General features: G+C 71.3%; 18 protein-coding genes. 12 read left to right on the forward strand and 6 right to left on the reverse strand.

Features of this window, described 5'->3' with window-relative positions; translation table 11 throughout:
- Nucleotides 1-18 precede the first annotated feature (18 nt).
- From ACIBMZ_RS24280 to ACIBMZ_RS24310, 7 genes are all read left to right on the forward strand, one after another.
- Nucleotides 19-933: a fructosamine kinase family protein gene (locus ACIBMZ_RS24280; protein ID WP_396697450.1), complete on the forward strand. Its 915-nt coding sequence runs from the start codon at nt 19-21 to the stop codon at nt 931-933.
- Nucleotides 930-1,943, forward strand: a complete 1,014-nt coding sequence (gene moaA / locus ACIBMZ_RS24285; RefSeq protein ID WP_396697452.1) for a GTP 3',8-cyclase MoaA — start codon at nt 930-932, stop codon at nt 1,941-1,943. The genes ACIBMZ_RS24280 and moaA overlap by 4 nt, the downstream gene beginning before the upstream one ends.
- The gene (locus ACIBMZ_RS24290) at nt 1,940-2,194 is read left to right on the forward strand and encodes a MoaD/ThiS family protein (protein ID WP_396697454.1); all 255 of its coding nucleotides are present in this window, start codon (nt 1,940-1,942) and stop codon (nt 2,192-2,194) included. Before moaA ends, ACIBMZ_RS24290 begins: the two co-directional genes overlap by 4 nt.
- Nucleotides 2,195-2,209: 15 nt before the next feature.
- Nucleotides 2,210-3,472, forward strand: a complete 1,263-nt coding sequence (locus tag ACIBMZ_RS24295; RefSeq protein WP_396697456.1) for a metallophosphoesterase — start codon at nt 2,210-2,212, stop codon at nt 3,470-3,472.
- Between the two features lie 61 nt (nt 3,473-3,533).
- A complete protein-coding gene (locus ACIBMZ_RS24300; protein WP_396697458.1) occupies nt 3,534-6,743 on the forward strand; it encodes a UvrD-helicase domain-containing protein in 3,210 nt (1,069 codons plus the stop codon).
- Between the two features lie 159 nt (nt 6,744-6,902).
- A complete protein-coding gene (locus ACIBMZ_RS24305) occupies nt 6,903-7,565 on the forward strand; it encodes a hypothetical protein (protein ID WP_396697460.1) in 663 nt (220 codons plus the stop codon).
- 142 nt (nt 7,566-7,707) lie between these two features.
- A complete protein-coding gene (locus ACIBMZ_RS24310; RefSeq protein ID WP_396697462.1) occupies nt 7,708-8,946 on the forward strand; it encodes an AAA family ATPase in 1,239 nt (412 codons plus the stop codon).
- Nucleotides 8,947-9,096: 150 nt separating this feature from the next.
- Here the strand turns inward: ACIBMZ_RS24310 and ACIBMZ_RS24315 are convergent, their stop codons facing one another.
- Nucleotides 9,097-9,642 (reverse strand): GNAT family N-acetyltransferase, encoded by a 546-nt coding sequence (locus ACIBMZ_RS24315; RefSeq protein WP_396697464.1) that lies wholly within the window; start codon nt 9,640-9,642, stop codon nt 9,097-9,099.
- Between the two features lie 151 nt (nt 9,643-9,793).
- On the opposite strand from ACIBMZ_RS24315, the gene ACIBMZ_RS24320 reads away from it, so the two are divergent.
- Nucleotides 9,794-10,339: a DoxX family protein gene (locus ACIBMZ_RS24320; protein ID WP_396697466.1), complete on the forward strand. Its 546-nt coding sequence runs from the start codon at nt 9,794-9,796 to the stop codon at nt 10,337-10,339.
- A gap of 226 nt (nt 10,340-10,565) precedes the next feature.
- Nucleotides 10,566-12,008, forward strand: coding sequence for a glycosyltransferase 87 family protein (locus ACIBMZ_RS24325; protein WP_396697468.1), 1,443 nt, complete (start codon nt 10,566-10,568; stop codon nt 12,006-12,008).
- Nucleotides 12,009-12,058: 50 nt separating this feature from the next.
- Here ACIBMZ_RS24325 and ACIBMZ_RS24330 read toward each other — a convergent pair whose 3' ends face one another.
- The 5 genes from ACIBMZ_RS24330 to ACIBMZ_RS24350 all read right to left on the reverse strand — a co-directional run bounded on the left by ACIBMZ_RS24330 (nt 12,059) and on the right by ACIBMZ_RS24350 (nt 18,077).
- Nucleotides 12,059-12,478, reverse strand: coding sequence for a molybdenum cofactor biosynthesis protein MoaE (locus ACIBMZ_RS24330; RefSeq protein ID WP_396697470.1), 420 nt, complete (start codon nt 12,476-12,478; stop codon nt 12,059-12,061).
- Nucleotides 12,472-13,731: a molybdopterin molybdotransferase MoeA gene (locus ACIBMZ_RS24335; RefSeq protein ID WP_396697472.1), complete on the reverse strand. Its 1,260-nt coding sequence runs from the start codon at nt 13,729-13,731 to the stop codon at nt 12,472-12,474. Before ACIBMZ_RS24335 ends, ACIBMZ_RS24330 begins: the two co-directional genes overlap by 7 nt.
- A gap of 22 nt (nt 13,732-13,753) precedes the next feature.
- Nucleotides 13,754-14,224 carry a molybdenum cofactor biosynthesis protein B gene (locus ACIBMZ_RS24340; protein ID WP_396697474.1) on the reverse strand — a complete coding sequence of 157 codons (471 nt, stop codon included), beginning with the start codon at nt 14,222-14,224 and terminating at the stop codon, nt 13,754-13,756.
- A complete protein-coding gene (moaC, locus tag ACIBMZ_RS24345) occupies nt 14,221-14,712 on the reverse strand; it encodes a cyclic pyranopterin monophosphate synthase MoaC (RefSeq protein WP_396697476.1) in 492 nt (163 codons plus the stop codon). The genes ACIBMZ_RS24340 and moaC overlap by 4 nt, the downstream gene beginning before the upstream one ends.
- A gap of 257 nt (nt 14,713-14,969) precedes the next feature.
- Complete coding sequence (locus ACIBMZ_RS24350) at nt 14,970-18,077, reverse strand: AfsR/SARP family transcriptional regulator (protein ID WP_396697478.1); 3,108 nt, start codon at nt 18,075-18,077, stop codon at nt 14,970-14,972.
- A 422-nt stretch (nt 18,078-18,499) separates the two neighbouring features.
- On the opposite strand from ACIBMZ_RS24350, the gene ACIBMZ_RS24355 reads away from it, so the two are divergent.
- Genes ACIBMZ_RS24355 through ACIBMZ_RS24365 form a run of 3 tightly spaced genes read left to right on the forward strand, consistent with a single transcriptional unit; the run spans nt 18,500 to nt 22,978 of the window.
- The gene (locus tag ACIBMZ_RS24355) at nt 18,500-21,010 is read left to right on the forward strand and encodes a putative bifunctional diguanylate cyclase/phosphodiesterase (protein ID WP_396697480.1); all 2,511 of its coding nucleotides are present in this window, start codon (nt 18,500-18,502) and stop codon (nt 21,008-21,010) included.
- A 13-nt stretch (nt 21,011-21,023) separates the two neighbouring features.
- A complete protein-coding gene (locus ACIBMZ_RS24360; protein WP_396697482.1) occupies nt 21,024-22,349 on the forward strand; it encodes a glycosyltransferase family 87 protein in 1,326 nt (441 codons plus the stop codon).
- Nucleotides 22,346-22,978, forward strand: a complete 633-nt coding sequence (locus ACIBMZ_RS24365) for a phosphoribosyltransferase (RefSeq protein ID WP_396697484.1) — start codon at nt 22,346-22,348, stop codon at nt 22,976-22,978. Before ACIBMZ_RS24360 ends, ACIBMZ_RS24365 begins: the two co-directional genes overlap by 4 nt.
- Nucleotides 22,979-22,989: the final 11 nt, after the last annotated feature.

A 22,989-nucleotide genomic window follows, 5' to 3' on the forward strand; every position in this document is an offset into this window, starting at 1 on the left:
AAGGGATACCTTGCGGGGATGGATCTGGCGTACCTGCGGGCGCATCCGGAGCAGTTACCGACCTTCCTGACCCACCAGCGGATCCGGGAGACTCCGGTGCGTGGCGGCGACATCTGTGCCGCCAGCCGACTGACCCTGGACGACGGGCACTCGGTGTTCGCCAAGACCTGGCCGGAGCACGCCGGTCGGAAGGTGCCGGAGGACTTCTTCGCCACCGAGGCGGCCGGGCTGCGCTGGTTACGGGAGGCCGACGCGGTCGCCGTACCGGAGGTGCTGGTGGCCCTGCCCGACCTGCTCGCGCTGGAGTGGGTGCAGCCGGGCGAGCCCCAGCGGGCGGCGGCCGACCGTTTCGGGCGTGAGCTGGCCGAGACGCACCGGGCCGGGGCACCCGCCTTCGGGGCACGCTGGCCGGGCTTCATCGGCGCGCTGCCGGCCGACAACACGCCGCACGACGGTCCCTGGTCGGCCTGGTTCGCTCAGGCCCGGATCGTGCCCTACCTGCGTCGTTCGGTCGACGGCGGCGCCCTGGACGCCCCCGCCGCCGCGCTCGTCGAGCAGGTCGTGGCCCGCATCGAGGAGTTCGGTGGGGACGAGCCGCCCGCCCGCATCCACGGCGACCTCTGGCCGGGCAATCTGCTCTGGGGCGCCGACGACCGGGTCTGGCTGGTCGACCCGGCCGCGCACGGTGGGCACCGGGAGACCGACCTCGCCCAGCTCGCGCTCTTCGGCGGGGCACCGTACGCGGACCGGATCCTGGCCGCGTACGACGCGACCTGGCCGTTGGCCGACGGGTGGCGCGACCGGGTGCCGTTGCACCAGTTGCATCTGCTGCTGGTGCACACCGCGATGTTCGGCAGCGCGTACCGGGATTCGGTCGTCCACGCCGCCCGCGCCACCCTGAGCGGGGCCGAGCGCGCTACGGTCGACGGGTGAGCGTCGCCCCGCCGACCACCGGCGCCCTCGTCGACCGGTACGGCCGCGTCGCCCGGGACCTGCGGGTCTCCCTGACCGACAAGTGCAACCTGCGCTGTACGTACTGCATGCCCGCCGAGGGACTGCCCTGGCTGGCCGGGCCGAAACTGCTCACCGACGACGAGGTGGTCCGGCTGATCCGGGTGGCGGTGTGCCGGCTCGGCGTGACCGAGGTCCGGTTCACCGGCGGCGAACCGCTGATCCGCCCGGGGCTGGTCGACATCGTCTCGGCCGCCGCCGCACTCGACCCGCGCCCCCGGCTCTCGCTGACCACGAACGGCATCGGGCTGCACCGGCTGGCTCCGGCGCTGCGCGAGGCCGGGCTGGACCGGGTGAACGTTTCGCTGGACACGCTGGACCGTGAGCGCTTCACCCGGCTCACCCGGCGCGACCGGCTCTCCGACGTGCTGGCCGGGTTGGCCGGTGCCGCCGACGCCGGACTGACCCCGGTCAAGGTCAACGCGGTACTGATGCGGGGCGTGAACGACGACGAGGCACCGGCGCTGCTCCGCTTCGCCCTCGACCACGGCTACGAGCTGCGGTTCATCGAGCAGATGCCGCTGGACGCCCAGCACGGGTGGGACCGCGACGCCATGGTCACCGCCGAGGAGATCCTGACGACGCTACGCGCGGCGTACGCGCTGAGTCCGGATCCGACCGCGCGCGGCACCGCGCCCGCCGAGACCTGGCTGGTCGACGGCGGCCCGGCGCGGGTCGGCGTGATCGGCACGGTGACCCGGCCCTTCTGCGGCGACTGCGACCGGACCCGGCTCACCGCCGACGGTCAGATCCGCAACTGCCTGTTCGCCACCGAGGAGTCGAACCTGCGGGAGGCGTTGCGGGCCGGGGCCGACGACGACGAGGTGGCCCGCCGCTGGACGGCGGCGACCTGGGGCAAGCGGGCCGGACACGGCATCGACGACCCGACCTTCCTGCAACCGACCCGGCCGATGTCGGCCATCGGAGGGTGACCGTGTCGACCCTGACCGTCCGCTACTTCGCCGGGGCCCGGGCCGCCGCCGGTCGCGCCGAGGAGACCACCACCGCCGGCCGGTCGCTGGACGAGGTGCTGGCGGAGTTGTCCGACCGGCACGGGGCGCGACTCGTGCCGGTGCTCAAGGTGGCGAGTTTTCTGGTCGACGGTGTGACCTGTCATGATCGGAAGCAGCCGCTACCGGCCGGAGCGACGATCGACGTCCTGCCTCCCTTCGCCGGTGGCTGAGGGGGATCCACAAACGTGTTCGCGGTACTCGGCTTCGTGGCCACGCTTGCCCTGATCACCGGGCTGATCCACCTCTACCTCTGGAAGCGGCTGGTCAAGGACACCACCACCGCCGGGCGCTGGCGGCGGATCGGCACGGTCAGCGCGGTGGTGCTGGCGCTGCTCGTACCGGCGACCATGATCGGCACCCGGTCCGGGATGTACTGGCTCGCCTGGCCGGGTTATCTCTGGCTCGCGGTGATGTTCTACCTGCTGGTGATCCTCGTCGCGCTGGAAGTGCCGATGCTGGTGACGCGGCTGGTGCTGCGCCGCCGGGCGGCGTCCGTCGCACCGGAGCCGGCCCGGGTCGGCAGCGTCACCCCGGCGGACCCGCCGAGCACCGACGACGCCGGGTCGGTCGCCCCGGCAGCCGACGACGCGGGTGTCGGCCCGGACCACGACCCGTCCCGCCGGTTGCTGCTCGCCCGTGGTGCGGCGATCTTCGCCGGGCTCACCGCCACCGGCCTGGTCGGGTACGGGGTGCGGACCGCGATGGGCCCGCCCCGACTGGACCGGGTGCAGATCCCGCTGGCGAAGTTGCCGCGCAGCATGGACGGCCTGCGCATCGCCACCGTCTCCGACATCCACATCGGGCCGCTGACCGGTCGGGCGCACACCGAGCGCATCGTCGCCGCGATCAACCGTCTGGACGCCGACATCGTCGCGGTCGTCGGTGACCTGGTCGACGGCACGGTGGCCGAGCTGGGCGACGACGCCGCCCCGCTGCGCGACCTGCGGGCCCGGCACGGCAGCTACTTCGTCACCGGCAATCACGAGTACTACTCGGGTGTCGAGGAGTGGGTGGCCGAGGTCGACCGGCTCGGACTGCGGGTCCTGCAGAACCAGCGGTTGGAGATCGCCGCCCGGGGTGGCGTGCTCGACCTGGCCGGCGTCAACGACGTCAGCGCGGTCGGCACCGGCGTCTCGGCCCCGCCCGACTACGCGGCCACCCTCGCCGACCGGGATCCGTCCCGGCCGGTGGTGCTTCTCGCCCACCAGCCGGTGGCCGCGATGGAGGCCGCGAAGTACGGCGTCGACCTGCAACTGTCCGGGCACACCCACGGTGGCCAGATCGTGCCGTTCAACCTGCTGGTCAAGCTGGAGCAGCCGGTGGTCTCCGGCCTGGGCGAGGTGGACGGGACCAAGGTCTACGTGACCAACGGGGCCGGCTTCTGGGGCCCGCCGGTGCGCGTCGGCGCGGAGCCTCAGGTCACTCTCGTGGAACTGCGTTCGGCATAGCGAACCTCACGCCCGAGCGTGGCGGCGCGCATGGGCGTGGCCGGTCGTGGCAGGATGCGGCGTGCCTCCGTTCAGCGCCGTACCCCCCGGTGGCCGCCCGCCCTTCGTCGCGGATCTGCACATCCACTCGAAATACTCGCGGGCCTGCAGCCGTGACCTGACCCTGCCGAACCTCGGCTGGTGGGCGAAACGCAAGGGCATCGCGGTGCTCGGCACCGGCGATTTCACCCACCCCGCCTGGTACGACCACCTGCGGGAGACCCTGCGCCCCGCCGAGCCCGGTCTGTACCGATTGTCCGACGAGACCGAGCGGGACATCGCCCGCCGGTTGCCGCCCCGGTTGTCCAGCCACGCCGAGAGCGATCCGGTGCGGTTCATGCTCAGCGTGGAGATCTCGACGATCTACAAGCGGGACGACCGGACCCGCAAGGTCCATCACCTGATCTACCTGCCGGACCTCGACGCGGTAGGCCGGTTCAACACCGCGTTGGGCCGGATCGGCAATCTCGGGTCCGACGGCCGCCCGATCCTCGGCCTGGACTCCCGTGACCTGCTGGAGATCACGCTGGAGGCGAGCCCGGACGGTTACCTCGTGCCGGCGCACATCTGGACACCCTGGTTCTCCGCGCTGGGCTCGAAGTCCGGCTTCGACGCGATCGCCGACTGCTACGCCGACCTGGCCGAGCACATCTTCGCGGTGGAGACCGGGCTCTCCTCGGACCCGGCGATGAACTGGCGGGTCGGCAGCCTTGACACCTACCGGCTGGTGTCCAACTCGGACGCCCACTCGCCGCCCGCGCTGGCCCGGGAGGCGACCGTCTTCGCCTCGGACCGGGACTACTTCGGCATCCGGGAGGCGTTGCGGACCGGCGACGGGCTGGCCGGCACGATCGAGTTCTTCCCCGAGGAGGGCAAGTACCACGCGGACGGCCACCGGCTGTGCGGGGTGAACTGGGCACCGGAGCGGACCAGGGCAGCCGCCGGACGCTGCCCGGAGTGCGGCAAACCGCTGACGGTGGGCGTCCTGAGCCGGGTCGAGGACCTGGCCGACCGGCCCGAGGGGTACCGGCCGGAGCACGCGCCCGAGGTAACTCACCTGATCCAGCTCGCCGAGATCCTCGGTGAGATCAACAAGGTCGGTCCGCGTTCCAAGAAGGTCGAGGGCAAGCTCACCGACCTGGTCGCCGCGCTCGGCTCCGAACTGGACATCCTGACCCGTGCCCCGCTGGACGACATCGGGCGGGTCGGCGGCGAACTGCTCGCGGAGGGCATCGGTCGACTTCGCCGCGACGAGGTCCGTCGGGTGCCCGGCTACGACGGCGAGTACGGCGTCATCACCCTCTTCGACCCGAGCGAACTGGGCGCCGGTGCGGCGTCGAGCGGGCAGGAGACGCTGTTCGACGTGCCCGTGCAGGTGCCCGCGCAGCGGCGACCCGCCGAGTCGGTCGGCGTGGAGACGAGGGCGAAGCGGCCGGCGGCCAAGGCGGAACCGAAACGCAAGGCGGCTCCCGCACCCGTCCCGCCACCACCGATCGCGCCGCCGCCCTCCCCGCACGAACCGTTCGAGCCGATGCTGGCCGGCATGGAGGAGGTGGGCAGCGGGCTGTTGGACCGGCTCGACGCCATGCAGCGGGTGGCCGCCTCGGCACCCGGCGGCCCGTTGCTGATCGTCGCGGGTCCGGGCACCGGCAAGACCCGTACGCTGACCCACCGGATCGCATACCTCTGCGCGGAGCTGAACGTCTTCCCCGAGCGGTGCCTGGCGATCACCTTCACCCGACGAGCCGCCGAGGAGCTGCGGCACCGACTCGACGGGCTGCTCGGGCCGGTCGCCGAGGACGTCACCGTGGGTACGTTCCACTCACTCGGACTGACCATCCTGCGGGAGAACGCGGCCACGGCCGGTCTGCCGGACGACTTCCGGATCGCCGACGACGCCGACCGGACGGCGGCCCGCGCGGAGGCCGGGGACGATCCGGCCCGGTACACGTCGCTGCTGCGCAAGCAGGGCATGGTCGACCTGGACGACCTGCTCACCCTGCCGGTGGCGCTGCTGCGCGAGGACCGCAGGCTGGTCGAGCGCTACCGGGACCGCTGGCAGTGGATCTTCGTCGACGAGTACCAGGACGTCGACGCCGTCCAGTACGAGCTGTTGCGCCTGCTCAGCCCCGCCGACGGCAACCTCTGCGCGATCGGTGACCCGGACCAGGCGATCTATTCGTTCCGGGGCGCCGACGTCGGCTACTTCCTGCGCTTCTCCCAGGACTTCACCGACGCCCGGCTGGTCCGGCTGAACCGCAACTACCGGTCCTCGGCGCCGATCCTGGCCGCCGCCGTACAGGCCATCGCGCCGTCGTCGCTGGTCCGCGGACGCCGACTCGACCCGGCCCGGCTCGACCCGGAGGCCCCGCTGGTCGGACGGTACGCCGCGGCGTCCGTCGCCGACGAGGCCGACTTCGTGGTACGCACCGTCGACGACCTGGTCGGCGGATTGTCCCACCGGTCGCTGGACTCCGGGCGCATCGACGGCCGGTCGAGCACGTTGTCCTTCTCCGACATCGCGGTGCTCTACCGCACCGACTCGCAGGCCGCATCGATCGTGGACGCCCTGGCCCGGGCCAACGTCCCGGTGCAGAAGCGATCGCACGACCGACTGCGGGACCGGCCCGGCGTGATGGCCATCGCGCGCGAGCTGCGGCATGTCACCGACGTCGACGGCGCGCTGCCCGCCCAGGTACGCCTCGCCGGCCAGTCGCTCGCGGAACGGTTCGCCACGCCCACCCTCGACGGCTCGCACGGGGTCCGGCCGGAGGACGTGCGTACCGCGGTCGACCTGCTGGCTCCGCTGGCCCGCCGGTGCGGTGACGACCTGGAGATGTTCCTGTCCCAGCTCGCCACCGGGGCGGAGGTGGACGCGCTCGACCCCCGCGCCGAGGCGGTCACCCTGTTGACCCTGCACGCCGCCAAGGGCCTGGAGTTCCCGGTGGTGTTCCTGGTCGGAGCCGAGGACGGACTGCTGCCGTTGCGCTGGCCGGGCACCACCCCGGACGAGGACGCGATCGCCGAGGAGCGGCGGTTGTTCTTCGTCGGGCTGACCCGGGCACAGGACCGCCTCTACGTCAGCCACGCGGCACGCCGGGTCCGACACGGGTCGGAGCGGGACTGCCGACCGTCCCCGTTCCTCGACGTGATCGACGCCGGCCTCTTCGAGCGGCTCGGTGACACCGCTGGACCCCGCCGACCGAAGGACCATCAGCTTCGGCTCATCTGAGCGTCCGTCGCCCTGCGCAGGGTGGATGGGGCGGCGCGGCGCAGTGACCGTTACGTGATCGCGTACGGACGGTCGGTGAGACGGTCGCACGCTACGGTGACGTGGGCGACGACCGGCACCGGCCCACCGTTTCCCCCCCACGGCCTCAGGAGTGCGTGCATGGCGAACTACGGACCACCGGGTGACGGCGGCCCTTCGCCGTGGCACGAGCCGAGCCATGGCGGACAGCCCTACGGCGGTGGACAGGGCTACGGCGGTGGACAGCCCTACTACGACTCGTCGGACACCGCGACCTATCCGCCCTACCAGGGCGACGGTGCGGAGTCCGCGTACGCCGGGCAGCCGGTGCCACCACCGGAGCGCGGGCGGGGTCGGGGTCGGGTCTTCGCGGTGCTGGCGGCCGTCCTGGTGCTCGTGCTCGGGGGCGCGACCGCGTTCTACCTGCTCGGGCAGGACGACGAGACGCCGACGCCGGTGGCCGCCCCCACTCCGGAGGAGGCGCCGGTGACTCCGGCCGGGCCGGACGACGAGGACGAGACGCCGACCGACCCGCCGTCGGACGCCTCGTCCACCGATCCCCGGTTCGTCGAGCCCGGTGAGTGCGTACGCAACGAGGGGCCCGCCAGTGGGAAGCCCAAGCTGGTGATCAGCGAGTGCGTGCCGAAGTCGTACGAGGTGCTGCGTCGATTCGACGGCAAGACCAGCGGCGAGCGGGACGCCGAGGCGAAGTGCGCCCCGGTCGACGGCTACACCAACTGGTACTTCTACGACAGCGAGCTGGACTCGCTGGACTTCGTGCTCTGCCTCAAGCAGCGCGGCTGACCGTCGGACCGACGATCGGTCAAACTAGTGCTGTCTGGCGTCCACGCTAGACAGCACTAGTTTTTGGTCGACGGCAACACGCCGGTAGCCCCGTCTATCCATGTCTAGCCTCCCGTCTAGACGGCCCGATACTGTGCGATTCGTGGATCCGGTCCGCAACCCGTACGCTCCGGGCGCTGGTCAGCGCCCGCCCGAACTGGCCGGGCGGGGGCGGGAGCTGGACGTCTTCGACATCGTGCTGGAACGCATCGCCCGAGGTCGTCCGGAGCGGAGCCTGATGCTCACCGGGCTGCGGGGCGTCGGCAAGACCGTGCTGCTGAACACGCTGCGCTCACAGGCGATCAACAACCTCTGGGGCAGCGGCAAGATCGAGGCCCGCCCCGACCAGTCACTGCGCCGACCGATCGCCGCGGCCCTGCACATGGCCGTCCGGGAACTGGCCCCTCGCCATCGCGCACCGGACCGGATCGACGCGTTCCTCGGGGTGCTCAAAGCCTTCGCCCAACGGGGCGCCCCGACCGGTCGCGCCGGTGCCGCCAAGCTGCGCGACCGGTGGCAGCCCGGCATCGACGTACCGGCGGCCACCGGCCGGGCCGACTCCGGCGACATCGAGATCGACCTGGTCGAGCTGCTCACCGACGCCGCCTCGGTGGCCAGTGACGTGGGCACCGGCGTGGCCGTCTTCATCGACGAAATGCAGGATCTCGGGGCGGAGGACGTCTCCGCGCTCTGCGCGGCCTGCCACGAACTCTCCCAACTCGGCGCACCACTGATCGTGGTCGGCGCCGGCCTGCCGCACCTGCCGGCGGTGCTGAGCGCCGCCAAGTCGTACTCCGAGCGGCTGTTCCGCTACCAACGCATCGACCGGCTCGACCGCATCGCCGCCGACCAGGCACTCTGCGCACCGGCCGAGCGGGAGGACGTGGAGTACGAGGCGAAGGCGCTCGACCTGCTCTACGAGAAGTCCGGCGGGTATCCGTACTTCGTCCAGGCGTACGGGAAGGCGACCTGGGACCACGCGCCCCGATCACCGATCACCGCCGCCGACGTCCGGGTGGCCGCCCCGGAGGCCGAGGCCGAGTTGGCGGTGGGGTTCTTCGGTTCGCGTTTCGAGCGGGCCACCCCGGCCGAACGCGAGTACATGCGGGCGATGGCGACCCTCTCCCTGGTCGAGGGGGCAGCCGACGGAGGCGGCCGGGACGACATGGACGCCGCGGTGCCGACCGCCGAGATCGCGCGCGCTCTCGGCCGCAAGCCCGCCAGCCTCTCCCCGGCCCGGGACGCCCTGATCAAGAAGGGCCTGATCTACTCCGGCGAACGCGGCACGGTCGCCTTCACCGTCCCGCACTTCGGCCGCTACCTCCGCACCCAACCCGCCTGACACGGCCTCGCGACCCGACTTGCCAACCTCGCCGCGAGATCACGCTCGATCCGGGATCGAGTGGTCTCGGGGCAAGGGTGACACCACTCGATCCTGCATCGAGCACGACCACAACTCGATGATCGCGGACGCAGGCGAGGTCGGGCGGGGTCAGACCTTGGACCACGGGGGCGGGAAGACCACCTCGCCCCGTGGGGCGGGCGGCTCGCCTGAGGTCGTCGGGGGGAGGACCAGGGCCTGCCATGGTTCGCCCAGGCCGGACCACGGGCTGGTCAGGCCCATCCGGTCGGCTCGGCTGAAACCGAAGCGCCGGTAGTACGCGGGGTCGCCGAGCACCACGACCAGCCGCTCGCCGAGTTCGGTGGCCGCCTCCAGGGCTGCCTGCACCACCGCGCCGCCGAGCCCGATCCGTTGCCGGTGCGGTGCCACCGCCACCGGTCCGAGCACCAGCGCCGGGACGTTGACCCCGTCCGCGCACACCCGGACCCGGGTCAGCAGGGCGTAGCCGACGATCTCGCCGCCGTACTCGGCGACCATCGCCAGCATCGGCAGCCACGCCTCGCCGGCCCGCAGTTCGTCGACGAGGCGTACCTCCGGCGGGGTGGTCACGTCGGGGCGGGCGAAGGCGGCGGCCAGTACCCGGCGGACCGCGCCGGTGTCTGCCGGGTCCTCGGGTCGGAGCCGCAGCGTCGTCACGCGGGGAGGTTACCGCGCGTAGCGCATCCATCAGTGACGGTCGCTGTGATCGGCGTGGCGTCGTCGCCGCTCGGGCCGTCCGGGCCACCCGATCGATCGGGATGGGCCGTTGCGGGGCATGTCGAGGTCACGGACGGGGTATGACTGTTCCATGACGCCCGTACGATCCCTCGCCCGCGCCATGTTGAGCGGCATCTTCGTGGTCAGCGGCGCCCGCAACTTCACCAACCCGGAACGTCTGGTGCCGGCGGCGCAGCCGGTCACCGACCGGGTGGCGCCGCTGCTGCAACGCGCGGACGCCCGCATCCCCACCGACACGGTGAGCCTGATCCGCGCCAACGCCGCCGTCCAGTTCGGTGCCGGGCTGATGCTGGCCACCGGGAGGTTCACCCGGCCGGCAGCACTCGTGTTGGCCGGCACGCTGGTCCCGGTCACCCTCGCCGGGCATCCCTTCTGGCGTAACGACGACCAGGCGACGCGGAACAACAACCAGATTCACTTCCTCAAGAACCTCGGTCTGTTCGGCGGGTTGCTGCTCGCCGCAGCGGACACCGAGGGCAAGCCGGGCCTGCGGTGGCGGGCCGGCCACCGGATCGGCCACTCCCGACGGTCGGTACGCCGTGCCGTGCGGACCGCACGTCGCGAAGCCCGGATCGCCGTCCGATCGGCGGCAACCGCACGGCGGATCCCCGGCTGAGTCATCGTCACCCCCTCGCTGACCTGCTCTGATCCCACCCCCAGTCTGGCTAAGGCCGCGAATCACCTGAACCGCCCGGTAGGCGTTAACGCGGTGGAAATGTCAAAAGATTGTGTGGGATCGGACACGGTCGCATAACGCGGGAGGCACTGACGTGAGGCGCCGTTCTAGGCTCCCTACCGGACCTGGACGGGTAGGACGACCTTGGTACGGGGGTGGCCGAGCCATGCCGACGAGCGTCGGTAAAAGGCTGGACCGCCTCGCCGCAGTCCGCCGCGTAACGCGTGGGATCGATCGTAGGACAGTCGTACGGGTCGGCATCGTCGCCGCCGTCGCCTATGCCGCATGGCTCGCCATCGGCGCTTTCGGGCGTCCGTACAACTTCTTCGACATGAAGATCTACCACGGCGCGGTGGTCTGGTGGGCGAGCGGTCACGAGCTGTACGAGTTCGTCGCGCCCGACACCACCCTGGGATTCACCTACCCACCCTTCGCCGGGCTGGCGATGCTGCCCATGGCGCACCTGCCGGTGACCGTGGCGGGGCTGGTGAACGCGCTGGTCAGCATCGCCGCGCTGGCCGTGGTGCTGGCCGCCCTGCTACGGCCGATAGTGGACCGGCTGGGCTGCCCACTGTGGTACACGGTGGCCATCGCCACGCCGGTCGCGCTCGCCATCGAGCCGACCCGCGAGACGCTCGGCTACGGGCAGGTCAACCTGCTGCTGTTCGCTCTGATCATGGCCGATCTGGTGGCGCTGCGCTGGCGGTCCCGGCGCGGCACGCACCAGGCGGACAGCGACGGGCCACTGCTGCGGTTCGTCTACGGTGGTGCCTGGGCCGGCGTGGGCATCGGCCTGGCCACGGCCGTGAAGCTCACCCCGGCGCTGTTCATCTTCTATCTGATGATCACTCGCCAGTGGCGGGTGGCCGCGACCGCGATCGGCACCACCGTCGCGGTGACCATCGGCAGCTTCGGCATCGTGGGCGCCGAGTCCCGCGCCTACTTCGGCAACGTGCTGTGGCAGACCGAGCGGGTCGGTGCCGCCGACATGACGCCCAACCAGTCGCTGGCCGGTCTGCTGGCGCGGCTGTACGACTCGATCGAGACCCCGACGCTGCTCTGGCTCGCCTTCGCGGTGCTGGTGCTGGCGGTGGGCCTGTCCCGGGCCTCGCAGTCACACGCCGACGGTGACGAGCTGACCGCCTTCACCCTGGTCGGTCTGACCGCCAACGTGATCAGTCCGATCTCCTGGACGCACCACCTCGTCTGGGTGATCCCGGCGATCATCGTGCTGGCCGACGCGGCGATCCGCCGCCACGACGCCAGCCGAGGCCCGGCCCAGCGGTCCACCTCCGGCGCGTACGGCGGTCCACCGGGCGTGTCCGCGCTCCGCCCGCCGATCTGGTACCCGACTCTCACCGGACTCCGGCACGGCCTCGCCGCGATCGGGCTCTACCTGCTCTTCCTGATCTCGCCGATCTGGCCGTACGAGCACCAGCTCCCCGAGGTCTCGCACTACGAGAACGGGCTGTTCGGGGCGCTGATGGAGAACTCCCTCGCGCTGGCGCTGATCGTGCTGGTCGCCGCCCTGCCGTGGCGTCCCGGCGCGGAACCCGCCTTCTACACCGACCGAATGGCCCGCACCGCGCTGCTTGCGCACCGGCGCTGACCGGGGGGCCTCGACGGTGCCGGGTCAGCGCGACCCGGCACCTGCGGCGCTCACGGGCAGTTGACCCATTCCTCGGTGCCGTCGGCGAAGACCTGCCGCTTCCAGATCGGCAGCCGCGCCTTCACCTCGTCCACCAGCCGGGCACAGGCGGCGAACGCGGCTGCCCGATGTGCGGTGCTGACCGCCGCGACCAGCGCCGCGTCGCCGATGGCGAGCGGACCGATCCGGTGCGACACGGCCACCGCGTAGACGTCGGGGTCGGCGGCGATCTCGGCGGCCACCTCCCGCAGGATGGTGGCGGCGCTCGGATGGCCCTCGTACTCCAGGCTCACCACCGCACGGCCGTGGTCGTGGTCGCGTACCACCCCGGCGAAGGAGACCACCGCGCCGGCCCGCCGGTCGGTGACGGCCGCCTCGTGGGCCGCCAGGTCCAACGGTTGCTCGGTGACGTCCCCGACCACGATCACCACGCCCGCTCCCCGGACAGCAGCGGCAGCGGCACCAGCGGCACCCGGTCCCCGGCGGTGCCGGTGCTGCCCGGCCGGATCACGGCGAACCCGTCCGCTCCGGAAAGCCCGCGCAGCATCGCCGACCCGACGTGCCGGACCGGGCGGGCCGTCCCGGCGGCCCGGTCGAGCCGGACCAGGGCGAGGTGCGTGTGGTCGCCGCGTCCCGGCACCGGCTCGGCCAGTGTGACGTGCGGCAGCACCGGCGCCACCCGACCGGCGAGACCCGCCAGCAGCGGCGCGACGAGCGAGACCAGGGCGACGACGGCGGACTGGGGGTTGCCGGGCAGCCCGGCGACGAACCGGACCCGGCCGTCGCCGCCGACCACCCGGGCCAGCAGCATCGGGAAACCGGGGCGTACCGCGACGGTGTTGACCACGTAGTCGGCGCCCAGCTCGGCCAGCGCCGGATGCAGGTGGTCGACCGGCCCGTGCATCGTCCCGCCGGTGGTGCAGACCAGGTCGGCGTGGGCCAACGCGGTCCGCAGCGCGGCCACATGGTCGGGCAGCGTGTCGGCCACCGGGCCGACCACGTCGGCGGCACGGATCTGGCAGCCGTACCGGCGCAACCAGCTCGGCACGGTCGGGCCCAGCGCGTCCCGGACCCGCCCGGCAGCGGGCGGACCGGCGGTGAGCAGCTCGTCCCCGAAGACCAGCAGCGCGGCCCGGGGCTGTCGGCGTACCCGCAGCGTGTCGTGACCGCAGGAGGCGGCCAGGCCGATCACCGCCGGGTCGACCGGCGTACCGGCCGGGAGCAGTTCCTCACCGGCCGCCGCCTCCTCGCCCGGATCCCGCCACTCCGGCGTCCCGCGCGGCACGCCGTCGACCGACCCGTCGGCGGTACGCGTCGACTCCTCGACCCGCAGCACGGCGGTGGTACCCGACGGCACCATCGCGCCGGTGGCGATCTCGACGGTCGTCCCGTCCTCGGTCAACGGGGCCGGTGTCCCGCCGGCCAGCACCCGCCCGACCACCCGCCACGGTCCGGCGCCCCGGACCGCCCAGCCGTCCACACTCGACGTGGGGAACGCCGGCAGGTCCGTCCGGGTGGTGAGCGGATCGGCGAGGGTGTACCCGTCGACATCGGCGAGCGGGCGCTCGACCGCGGGGAGTACGGCGGCCAGGCCCACCGCGTACACCCGGGAGCGCGCCTCCTCCCAGCCGGCCGGCGGCGGCGCGACGGCGCCCTCGGTGGCGGATGCGGTTTCCGTTCTCACCCGGCCGAGCCTATCGGTTCGCCTAGTGGTCGCCACCGCGCAACTGGTCGACGGTGTGCGCGAGGATCGGCCCCAGCACGGCGAGACCGTCCCGGGCGCCACCGGTGGACCCTGGAAGGTTCACCACCAGGGTGCGCCCGGCCACCCCGGCCACGCCCCGGGACAGCACGGCGGTGGGCACCCGGTCACGGCTGTGGGCGCGCAGCGCCTCGGCGATGCCGGGGATCTCGTAGTCGAGCAGCGCCCGGGTCACGTCGGGAGTCCGGTCGGTCGGCGTGACTCCGGTGCCGCCGCTGGTGACCAGCACGTCCACCCCGGCGGCCACCGCCGCGCGGATCGCGTGTCCCACCGGCTCGCCGTCCGGCACCACGACCGGGTCGTCCACCTCGCAGCCCAGCTCGCGCAGCCCGTCGGCGAGCAGCGGGCCGCTGGTGTCGGCGTACACGCCGGCGGCGGCACGGTTGGACGCCACCACCACCCGGGCGCGGATCACGGCCGGTCCGCCGGACGCTCCCAGAGGCCGGTCTTGCCGCCCTCCTTGCGCACCACCCGGACCGCCTCGACGCTCGCCGCCGGGTCGACCGCCTTGACCATGTCCACCAGGGCCAGCCCGGCGACGGCCACGGCGGTCAGTGCCTCCATCTCGACGCCGGTCCGGTCGGCCGTGCGGGCGGTGGCGGTGATCTCGACGCTGTCCGTGGTGGGCTCCAGGTCGACCGTGACGCCGTGCAACGCGATCGGATGGCAGAGCGGGATCAGGTCGGGGGTGCGCTTGGCGCCCATGATCCCGGCCAGGCGGCCGACGGCCAGCGCGTCGCCCTTGGGCAACCCGTCCCGGCGGAGCAGCTCGATCACCTCGGACGTGGTGCGCAGCCGACCGGCCGCGACGGCCACCCGACCGGATACCTGTTTGGCGGAGACGTCGACCATGCGCGCCGCACCGGTCGCGTCGACGTGGGTGAGCTGGGCGGGTTCGGTCACGCCGGCGAGCCTATCCCTCCGCACCGGCGTGCCCGGTGTGCGGTGCATCGCGGAGGCAGTCCGCTGTGGTGCTTCGCGGAAGGAGTGGCGCTCGCGCGCCGCCCCCTTCCGCACCCTGCCCCAGTAGCTGGGACGAACCGGGGCAAGGGTGTCGCGACGAAATCCGTCCGTGGCGGATCTCCCCCCGTCGGCGACGTCGAGACGCTACCCAGCCGGTCGATAAGAAATCGATAAGCGACGGCGACGGGGAGCGAGGCTCAGGAGAACTCCGTGGTGTGGCGGTGGTCGGTCCCGGCGAGGTCCGCCAATCGGCGTTCCACCTCGAACCGCTCCGGTACCCCCATCCGACGGAAGATCGCCAGCGCACGCTCCCAGTGCCGCCGCGCGGCGACCGGATCGTCAGCCCACAGTTGGTCAGCCAGTCCCACCAGTGCCCTGCCCTGCTCGTACGGATGGCCGATCCGCGTCGCCACCTGCAACGCCTCATGGTGCAGGCCGATCGACCGCTCTGCGTCACCGGACTCGGCGAGGGTCAGCGCCAGATCGTTGAGGGCGGCGGCTTGGACGTGACGCTCGCCTGATTCGATCGCCAGCCGCCGGGCGGCCTCGTGCTGGGCCACCGCCTCCTCGGTTCGACCGAGGCACCGGAGCACGGTGCCCATCTCGTTCCGGGCTTCCGGCTCGGCGTACCGGTGACCGGTGCGCTTGCGCAGGATCAGCACGGTCCGTAGGGCCCGGAGTGCCTCCTCGTACCGTCCCATGCGGCACTTCACCCCACTGATGTGACTCAGCGCGTTGAGGATATGGAAAGTGCTACCCGCCTGGCGCCCGGCGAACAGATGCAGACGATGCAGGTGCAACGCCTCCTCGTACCTGCCCAACAGCATCAGGGCGAGCCCGATGTTCGGCAGGAAGCTGGGCACCTCGTCGGCGCCGTACCCGTTGGCACCGCGCAGGCAGCGTTCACCTACCCTCGCTGCTTCCTGGAGTTCACCACGTATCCAGTGCACTGCGACGAGATTCGTCCGGTACCGGCCGAGGTTCGGCAGGTCGTCGCGCCGCTCGGAGATCCGTACGGCCTCGGTGACGTGGGCGAGCGCATCCCCGTAGTTGCCTTTGCGCAGGTAGGCGGAGGCAAGGTAGTTGTGCATCGCCGCCACGGCGTCCTCGGCCCCGGCTGCTTGGGCTGCCAGCAGCCCGTGGCGGTGGGTGGAAACGATGTCGTCGAAGTAGGCACGGACGTACAGGAAACGCCAGAGCAGTCGGGCCAGTCGCCACGACTGGTCGTGGAGTCCTTCCTCGTGTGCGCGGGCGACGAGTGCGACCAGGTTGACGCGCTGCACCGCCATCCAATCCTCGGTCGGTTCGTCCGCAGCTCGCTGCAAGTCGGGGCGGCGAGGTGGATCGAGGGTCACGTGCCGTCGGACGAATCGGGACTCGAGGCGATCGGCGACCGGGAAGCTCAGATGAAGCATGGTGTCGATCAGGTTGCCCAGAGCCTCATCGCGAACGGCCTTCGTGTCGTTGCGTAACGACAGTTCGCGTGAGTACTGCCGGATGAGGTCGTGCATTCGGTAGCGACCGATCCCGACATCCTCGATCAGGTGGCAATCCAGGAGCTCGTCGAGTGTCCGAATGGCCACCTCGGTGGCGAGTCCGGACAAGGCGCTCGCCATCGTCGTGTCGAACTCATCACCCGGATGCACGCTGAGCAATCGGAAGAGTCGCCTGGCCGTACCGGGCAACGATTCATAGGAAGCGGCGAAGGCACCGACGACGGTCCGGTCGCGCGACGTCAGGTGATCCAACCGACGGACGTTGTCGTCGAGCAGCTTCGCGAGGTCGGCCAGACGCCAGGTCGGGCGATGTGCCAACCGCGAGCCGGCGAGCCGGATCGCCAGCGGCAGCCGCCCGCAATGTTCCACCACCGCCGCTGCCGCCTCCGGTTCCGCAGCGACCCGTTCCGCGCCGACGGCCGAGGCGAGCAGCGCAACACCTTCCGCCCGGTCCATCACCGGCAGGGACAACGGCGGGCTGACGTCCAGGCCGGTGACCCGTCGCCGTGACGTCACGATCACCACGCATCCCGGGGACGTGGGCAACAAGGCGGCGACCTGCTCGGCATCGGCCGCGTTGTCCAGCACGATGATCAATCGGTGGACGGCTAGTTCCTGACGCCAGAGGGCGAGGCGGTCCTGGAGTTCCGGAGGTATGCGGTCACCAGGAATGCCGAGCTGCCGTAGCAACGTGGCGAGTGCCCCTGACGTGTCTAGCTTCTCCGTACGGTCGTGCCCTTTGAGATCGATGAACAGCCCGCCGTCCGGATAGTGCTCCCTCAATCGTCCGCTGACGTGGACGGCGAGCGAGGTCTTGCCGCTACCGGCCATCCCGTCGACGAGATGCACGACTGGAGCTTGTCGTCCGACCCGGCGCGTCTCCGTCAACAGGTGTTCGACTGCGGATTCCCGGCCCACGAAGTCCGGGACCGCGCGTGGCAGCCAGACCACCCCCCGCCCTGGTGCTGACCGGACGCGTGACTGCTCAGGTAACTCGGACGTGACGACGGACGAGGCTGGTGTCAGGTCAGGGTGCCGGCGAGGCGCACGCTCCTGCTCAACGATCTGCCGATAGAGCGTCCGGAGCTCGGCCCCGGGTTCTATGCCGAGGTGTTCCCGCAGCATGCGGCGGGCTGCGGCGTACGCTGCGATAGCGCCGGCGTGGTCGTTCCTGAGGTGCAGGGCACGCATGAGGAGCAGATGGGCCCGCTCCCGCAGCGGCTCCCTGGCAAGCAACTCCCGTAGCAGCGGCAGGACGGGTTCGTAGCGACCGAGCCGGATCTGCAGTTCGGCCAGGAGCTCGGCCGCCAGCATCCTGTCCTCGGTCGCCGAGGCCACGTGCGCCACCAGGGCCGGTCCGAGGGCCACGCCCGTGAGCATGGGGCCCTGCCAGCGAGCCAGAGCCTGCTCGAGCAGCTTCGCCGCCGCCTCCTCGTCCGCACCGGTGAGCGCACGTGCCGCGCCGACCTCCGACTGGAAGGCGTGGACGTCCACCTCAGTCCGCTCCGCCAACAGTCGGTAGCCGTCCCGAGCGCGAACCAGTACCTCACGTCCGGGGAGCATCGACTCGAGGCCACGACGCAGGTTCGCGGCGTACGTCCGGAGGTTCGGCACGGCGGATGGGGGCGGGCCGTCCGGCCACAGTTCGTCGACGAGCTGGTCGACCGAGACCAGTTGCCCGGCGTTGCATGCGAGCACCGCGAACACCGTCTGTTGTTTCGGTGTGCCGAGGGTGAGCGTGACCGAGCCGACACGGACGACAAGCCCACCGAGGACCTGAACCCGCACGTGCTCCTCTACCGCATCCACCTGATCACCGTGTGCAGCTTAGCGACCACCGCCCGAGCAGATATCCCGCCCTGATGCGGCATGCTGGCCGAAGCGACGATGATATGCGCAGACACTTCGGCCACCCTTGTCGAAACATAAAGCTCGACATCACCGACACGGAGGGCCGCAACTCAACAGCTACGGCATTTAGACCCTCCGTCAGGAAGGCGGGACAGAACGTTACATAACACCATCATGTTGGCCCATTCTGCGCAATACGACATTTATTATAGCTAAATTGAGCAATCGCCCCCTAGTGTTCGGTCATCAGGCAGGCCGGAAACAAGTCAGGGGGTTGAGATGAGCTCGCACGAGTGGAAGTGATCCGTCTTCTTCTGCACCAGCGCCGACACAAGTACGATTGCGGAGCGCAGTCCCTCGGTGACGAATGAGGACGAGGTTTGGCTCCACAGCAACGACAGACCGGGACCGATCGGCGGCTACGCCCGCTAGTCGGTCTCGTCGTCGTTTCAGCCGGGCTGACGGGCGCCGTGGCCGCCGCCCACCTGCCGAGCTACGGCGGCCGCGAGGCCACCATCGTCTGGGCCACGTTGATCTCGCTGGTCGCCGTCGCCTTCACAGTGACGGTCAGGATCCGAATTCGTTCGACGAATCATGAGATCGCCTGGACCGAAACCGCCATCGTGATCGGCCTCGCCGTGGCACCGACCCCCGTGGTCATTCTTGCCACCGGCCTGGGAATCGCCATCGCCACGACTCCGACACGACTGACGTCACTAAAGAGAGTCTTCGGCATCAGCAAGAACATGCTCGTCGCCGGCGGCGCAGGACTCGTTCTTGAGATCCTCGAATGGACACCGAACAATCCAGACGTCGCGCAGACGGTCATTCCAATCGCAGCCGCCTACCTGACCGCAGTACTCCTCGACGAAATCATCACCCTGCCGGTGATCGCGATGGCGACCGGTATTTCGCTACGCAAGCTCTTCCGCGACGACTGGGATCTCCGCCTCACGGCGGCACTCACCCGCCTCCTCGTCATTGTCGGTACCGTACTGACGATCAAGATCGACATTCGGCTGCTGCTCGCCGTACCGCCTCTGGTACTCAGCCTTCACCTGCTCTACTCGAGCAGAGTGCGCACCCGCACCGAACAACAGGCCTGGCAACGACTCGCCCAGACCACCGACGCGCTCAACGTCGTCGAACTCGACGACGTGCTCACCACAGCGGTCACCCGCGCCGCCGAACTCTTCTCCGCCGACGAGGTCGAGATCGAACTACGCGAGGACGGCCGCGTGGTACGCGGCTCCACCGAGACCCTCACGTACGACGGACCCATCGGCGAGCCCACCGAGGTACACGGCGCCACCGTCCCCGTACGCCTCGAAGGACACGACAAGACCGTCGACGTCGGCATGCTGCGCCTCCGCTTCCGCGGACCGGTACGGCTCTCCGAACGGGAGCGGTACACCCTGCACACCTTCGCCTCCGCACTCTGCACCGCCGTCCGCAACGCCCAGGCGTACGCCGAACTCGCCCGGGTGGCCCAGGCCCACGCCCACGCCGCCGCACACGACGCACTGACCGGACTGGCCAACCGACGCCACCTGCTCGAAGAAGGCAACGAGCAGTTGCACCACCGGCACGCCGACGGCATCACCGCCCTCGTCCTCATCGACCTCAACCACTTCAAAGAGGTCAACGACACCCTCGGCCACGCCGCCGGTGACCAGATGCTGATGCAGGTCGCCGAACGGCTCCGCGCCGCCGCCCGCGCCGACGACCTGGTCGCCCGCCTCGGCGGCGACGAGTTCGCCGTACTCCTGCGCGCACTGCCCGCCCCCGCAGTCGCCGCACACCGCGCCGACACACTCCTCGCCGCCCTGCACGAACCCTTCGACATCGACGGCATGCGGATCAGCGTCGAAGCCAGCGGCGGCATCGCCGTCGCCCCCGCCACCGGCGGCATGGTCGAACTGCTCCGACGCGCCGACGTCGCCATGTACCAGGCCAAACGAAGCGGAAACCGGATCGCCACCTACGCACCCGCGCGCGACACCGCCGACATCGGCCGACTCACTCTCGGCGGCGAACTACCCCGCGCCGTCGCCGACCAGGAGTTCACGGTCAACTTCCAGCCCATCGTCGACCTCGGCACCGGGGAAGTCATCGCCGCCGAGGCACTCGCGCGCTGGCGCCACCCCACCCACGGCATGATCGACCCACTGCGCTTCCTGGAAGCCGTCGAACGCTCCGGGCTGCTGCCCGCGTTCGCCGAAGCCATCCTCGACCAGGCCCTGGTCGCCGCCGGCACCTGGCGCGACGCCGGGTTCGACGTCCCGGTGGCGGTCAACGTCTCCCCCCGCAGCCTGCTCGACGCCCGCTTCCCCGGCTCCGTACTCGCCCGCCTACGCGCCCACGACCTACCCCCCGACCGGCTCGTCCTGGAACTGACCGAAACCCTCACCCTCAGCCAACTCGACGTCGTCGACCAGGGACTCACCCGACTGCGCGACGCCGGCATCCGCCTCGCCCTCGACGACTTCGGCACCGGCTACTCCTCACTCTCCCTGCTCTCCCGCATCCCCGTCCACGAACTCAAGATCGACCGAAGCTTCGTGACCGCCATGGAATCCGCCACCGAAGCCGCCGCCATCATCCGCTCCACCCTCGACCTCGGCCGCAGCCTCAACCTGGCCGTCGTCGCCGAGGGAGTCGAACGCGAGGCCCAACGCCGCGCCCTCTGGGAACTCGGCTGCACCGCCGGACAGGGCCACCTCTTCGCCCGCCCCCTCGCCGCCGGCACCCTCCTCGCCGCCCTCCAACGCGGAGCCGGCGGCCGACCGGGAAGCCTCGCCGCCCCCCTCCACGACGCCGGCGCCGTCGTCCGGCTACCCAAGGGCAAGGGACGCCGACAGGGGGGCCGGGGCCACCACCGGCCCGCCTGACACACTGGCCGACGTGAGCGCCGCCACCTCGACCACCCACCGCCTCAGCAGGTGGCAACGCCTCGACACCGCCGCCGACGGCCTCGCCCTCGACCTCGGCCTGTACGCCACCGCAGCCGCCTTCGCCGCGATCACCGCCGCCACCAGCACCCTCGTACCCCACCGGGCCTGGGGCACCATCGCCGCACTCGGCTACCTCGCCGCCGCACTCGCCGCCACCGGACAACTCCTCCTGCGCCGCCACCGACCACACTCGAAACTGGTCACCCTGCCCGGCCGAGCCCTCGTCACCGCACTCGCCTGGGCCGGCACCGCCCTGCTGCCCCTGATCTGGCAGAGCATCCAACGCACGGCCGGACGCACCGACCGCGCCCAGGAAGAAGTCCTGGTCGTCGAGGACTCCGGCGCCCGCCTCGTCGACACCGGGACGCCCTATCTCGGACCCGACGCCATCGCCGCCCTACCCTCCGACGAACGACTTCTCGGCTACACCCCCTACCAGCCGGGCATGGCCCTGTTCGGCATCCCCCGGGCACTCGTCGACACCTGGTGGACCGACGCCCGGGTCTGGTTCGCCGTCGGCACCGCCGTCGCGCTACTGCTGGCCATCCGCATCCTGCGACCACCCACCGCCCGCAGCCGGACCACCCGGCACCAGGCCCTCCTGCTGCGCGGCGTACAGGCCGCCACCGTCCTGCCCGTCTGCGCGCTCACGCTCGCCACCGGCGGCGACGACCTGCCCGTACTCGCGCTCTGCCTGCTGGCACTCGCCCTCGCCGCCACCGACCGACCCGGCTGGTCCGGCATCGCGGTCGGACTCGCCGGTGCCCTGAAGCTCTTCGCCTGGCCGGTCGCCGCAGTGCTGATCATCTGGGGTCTCACCCGCCGCGCCGGCCTGCGCGTGGCCGCCGGAGCCCTCGGCCTCCCCGCCGCCGCACTGCTCCCCACCCTCCTGGTCGACCGCACCGCGCTGGTGGAGAACGTGCTGCGCTTCCCCCTCGGCCACGGCCTGGTCTCCAGCCCCGCCGCCACACCGTTCCCCGGCTACCTGATCGCGAACACCCTGCCCGCCGGGCGAGTGGTCGCCGCCGCCCTCCTGGTCGCCGCCGGGACCGCCATCGCCGTCCTGCTCGCCCGCCGCCCACCCCGCACCGCTCGCACCGCCGCCCTGATCTGCGGGTACGGCCTGCTCGTCGCCATCCTGCTGATGCCCGCCACCCGATTCGGTTACCTGCTGTACCCGATCGCGTTCCTGCTCTGGGCACCCGCGCTCGACCTTCCCGGGATCCGGCAACCGCCGAGCACGGGCGACCGACAGGGCGTAGACCTGAGGACATGACCACCTACCGCGACCGCACCGAGGCAGGCCAGGTACTCGCCGACCGACTCACCGACCTGATCGGCGAACCGGACCTCGTCGTGCTGGGCCTGGTACGCGGTGGCGTGCCGGTGGCCCAGGTCGTCGCCGAACGCCTCGGCGCACCCCTCGACGCACTCGTGGTCCGCAAACTCGGCATGCCCTGGGCCCCCGAGGTCGCCTTCGGCGCACTCGGCCCCGGCGGCGAACGCGTCCTCAACGAGGTGATCGCCAGCCGCCTCGACCCCGACGACATCGCCGGAGTGCAGGAACGCGAACAGGCCGAACTGGACCGGCGCGAACAGCTCTACCGGGCCGGCCGACCACCATTGGACCTCACCGGACGCATCGCCCTGATCGTCGACGACGGTCTGGCCACCGGCGCGACCGCCCGCGCCGCCGTCCAGGTCGCCCGCCACCTCGGTGCCCGCCGCGTGGTGGTCGCCGTACCCGTCAGCGCCCCCCAGGCCCACGAGATGTTGGCCGCCGAGGCCGACGAGGTGGTCAGCGCGCTGCAACCCGTCGACTTCGGCGCGGTCGGCGCCTACTACGACGACTTCCACGAGGTCTCCGACGGCGAGGTCACGGCGGCGCTGACCTCAACCGGGTGAACCCACCAGGT

It is taken from the genome of Micromonospora sp. NPDC049900, assembly GCF_044461025.1.
Lineage (GTDB): Bacteria > Actinomycetota > Actinomycetes > Mycobacteriales > Micromonosporaceae > Micromonospora.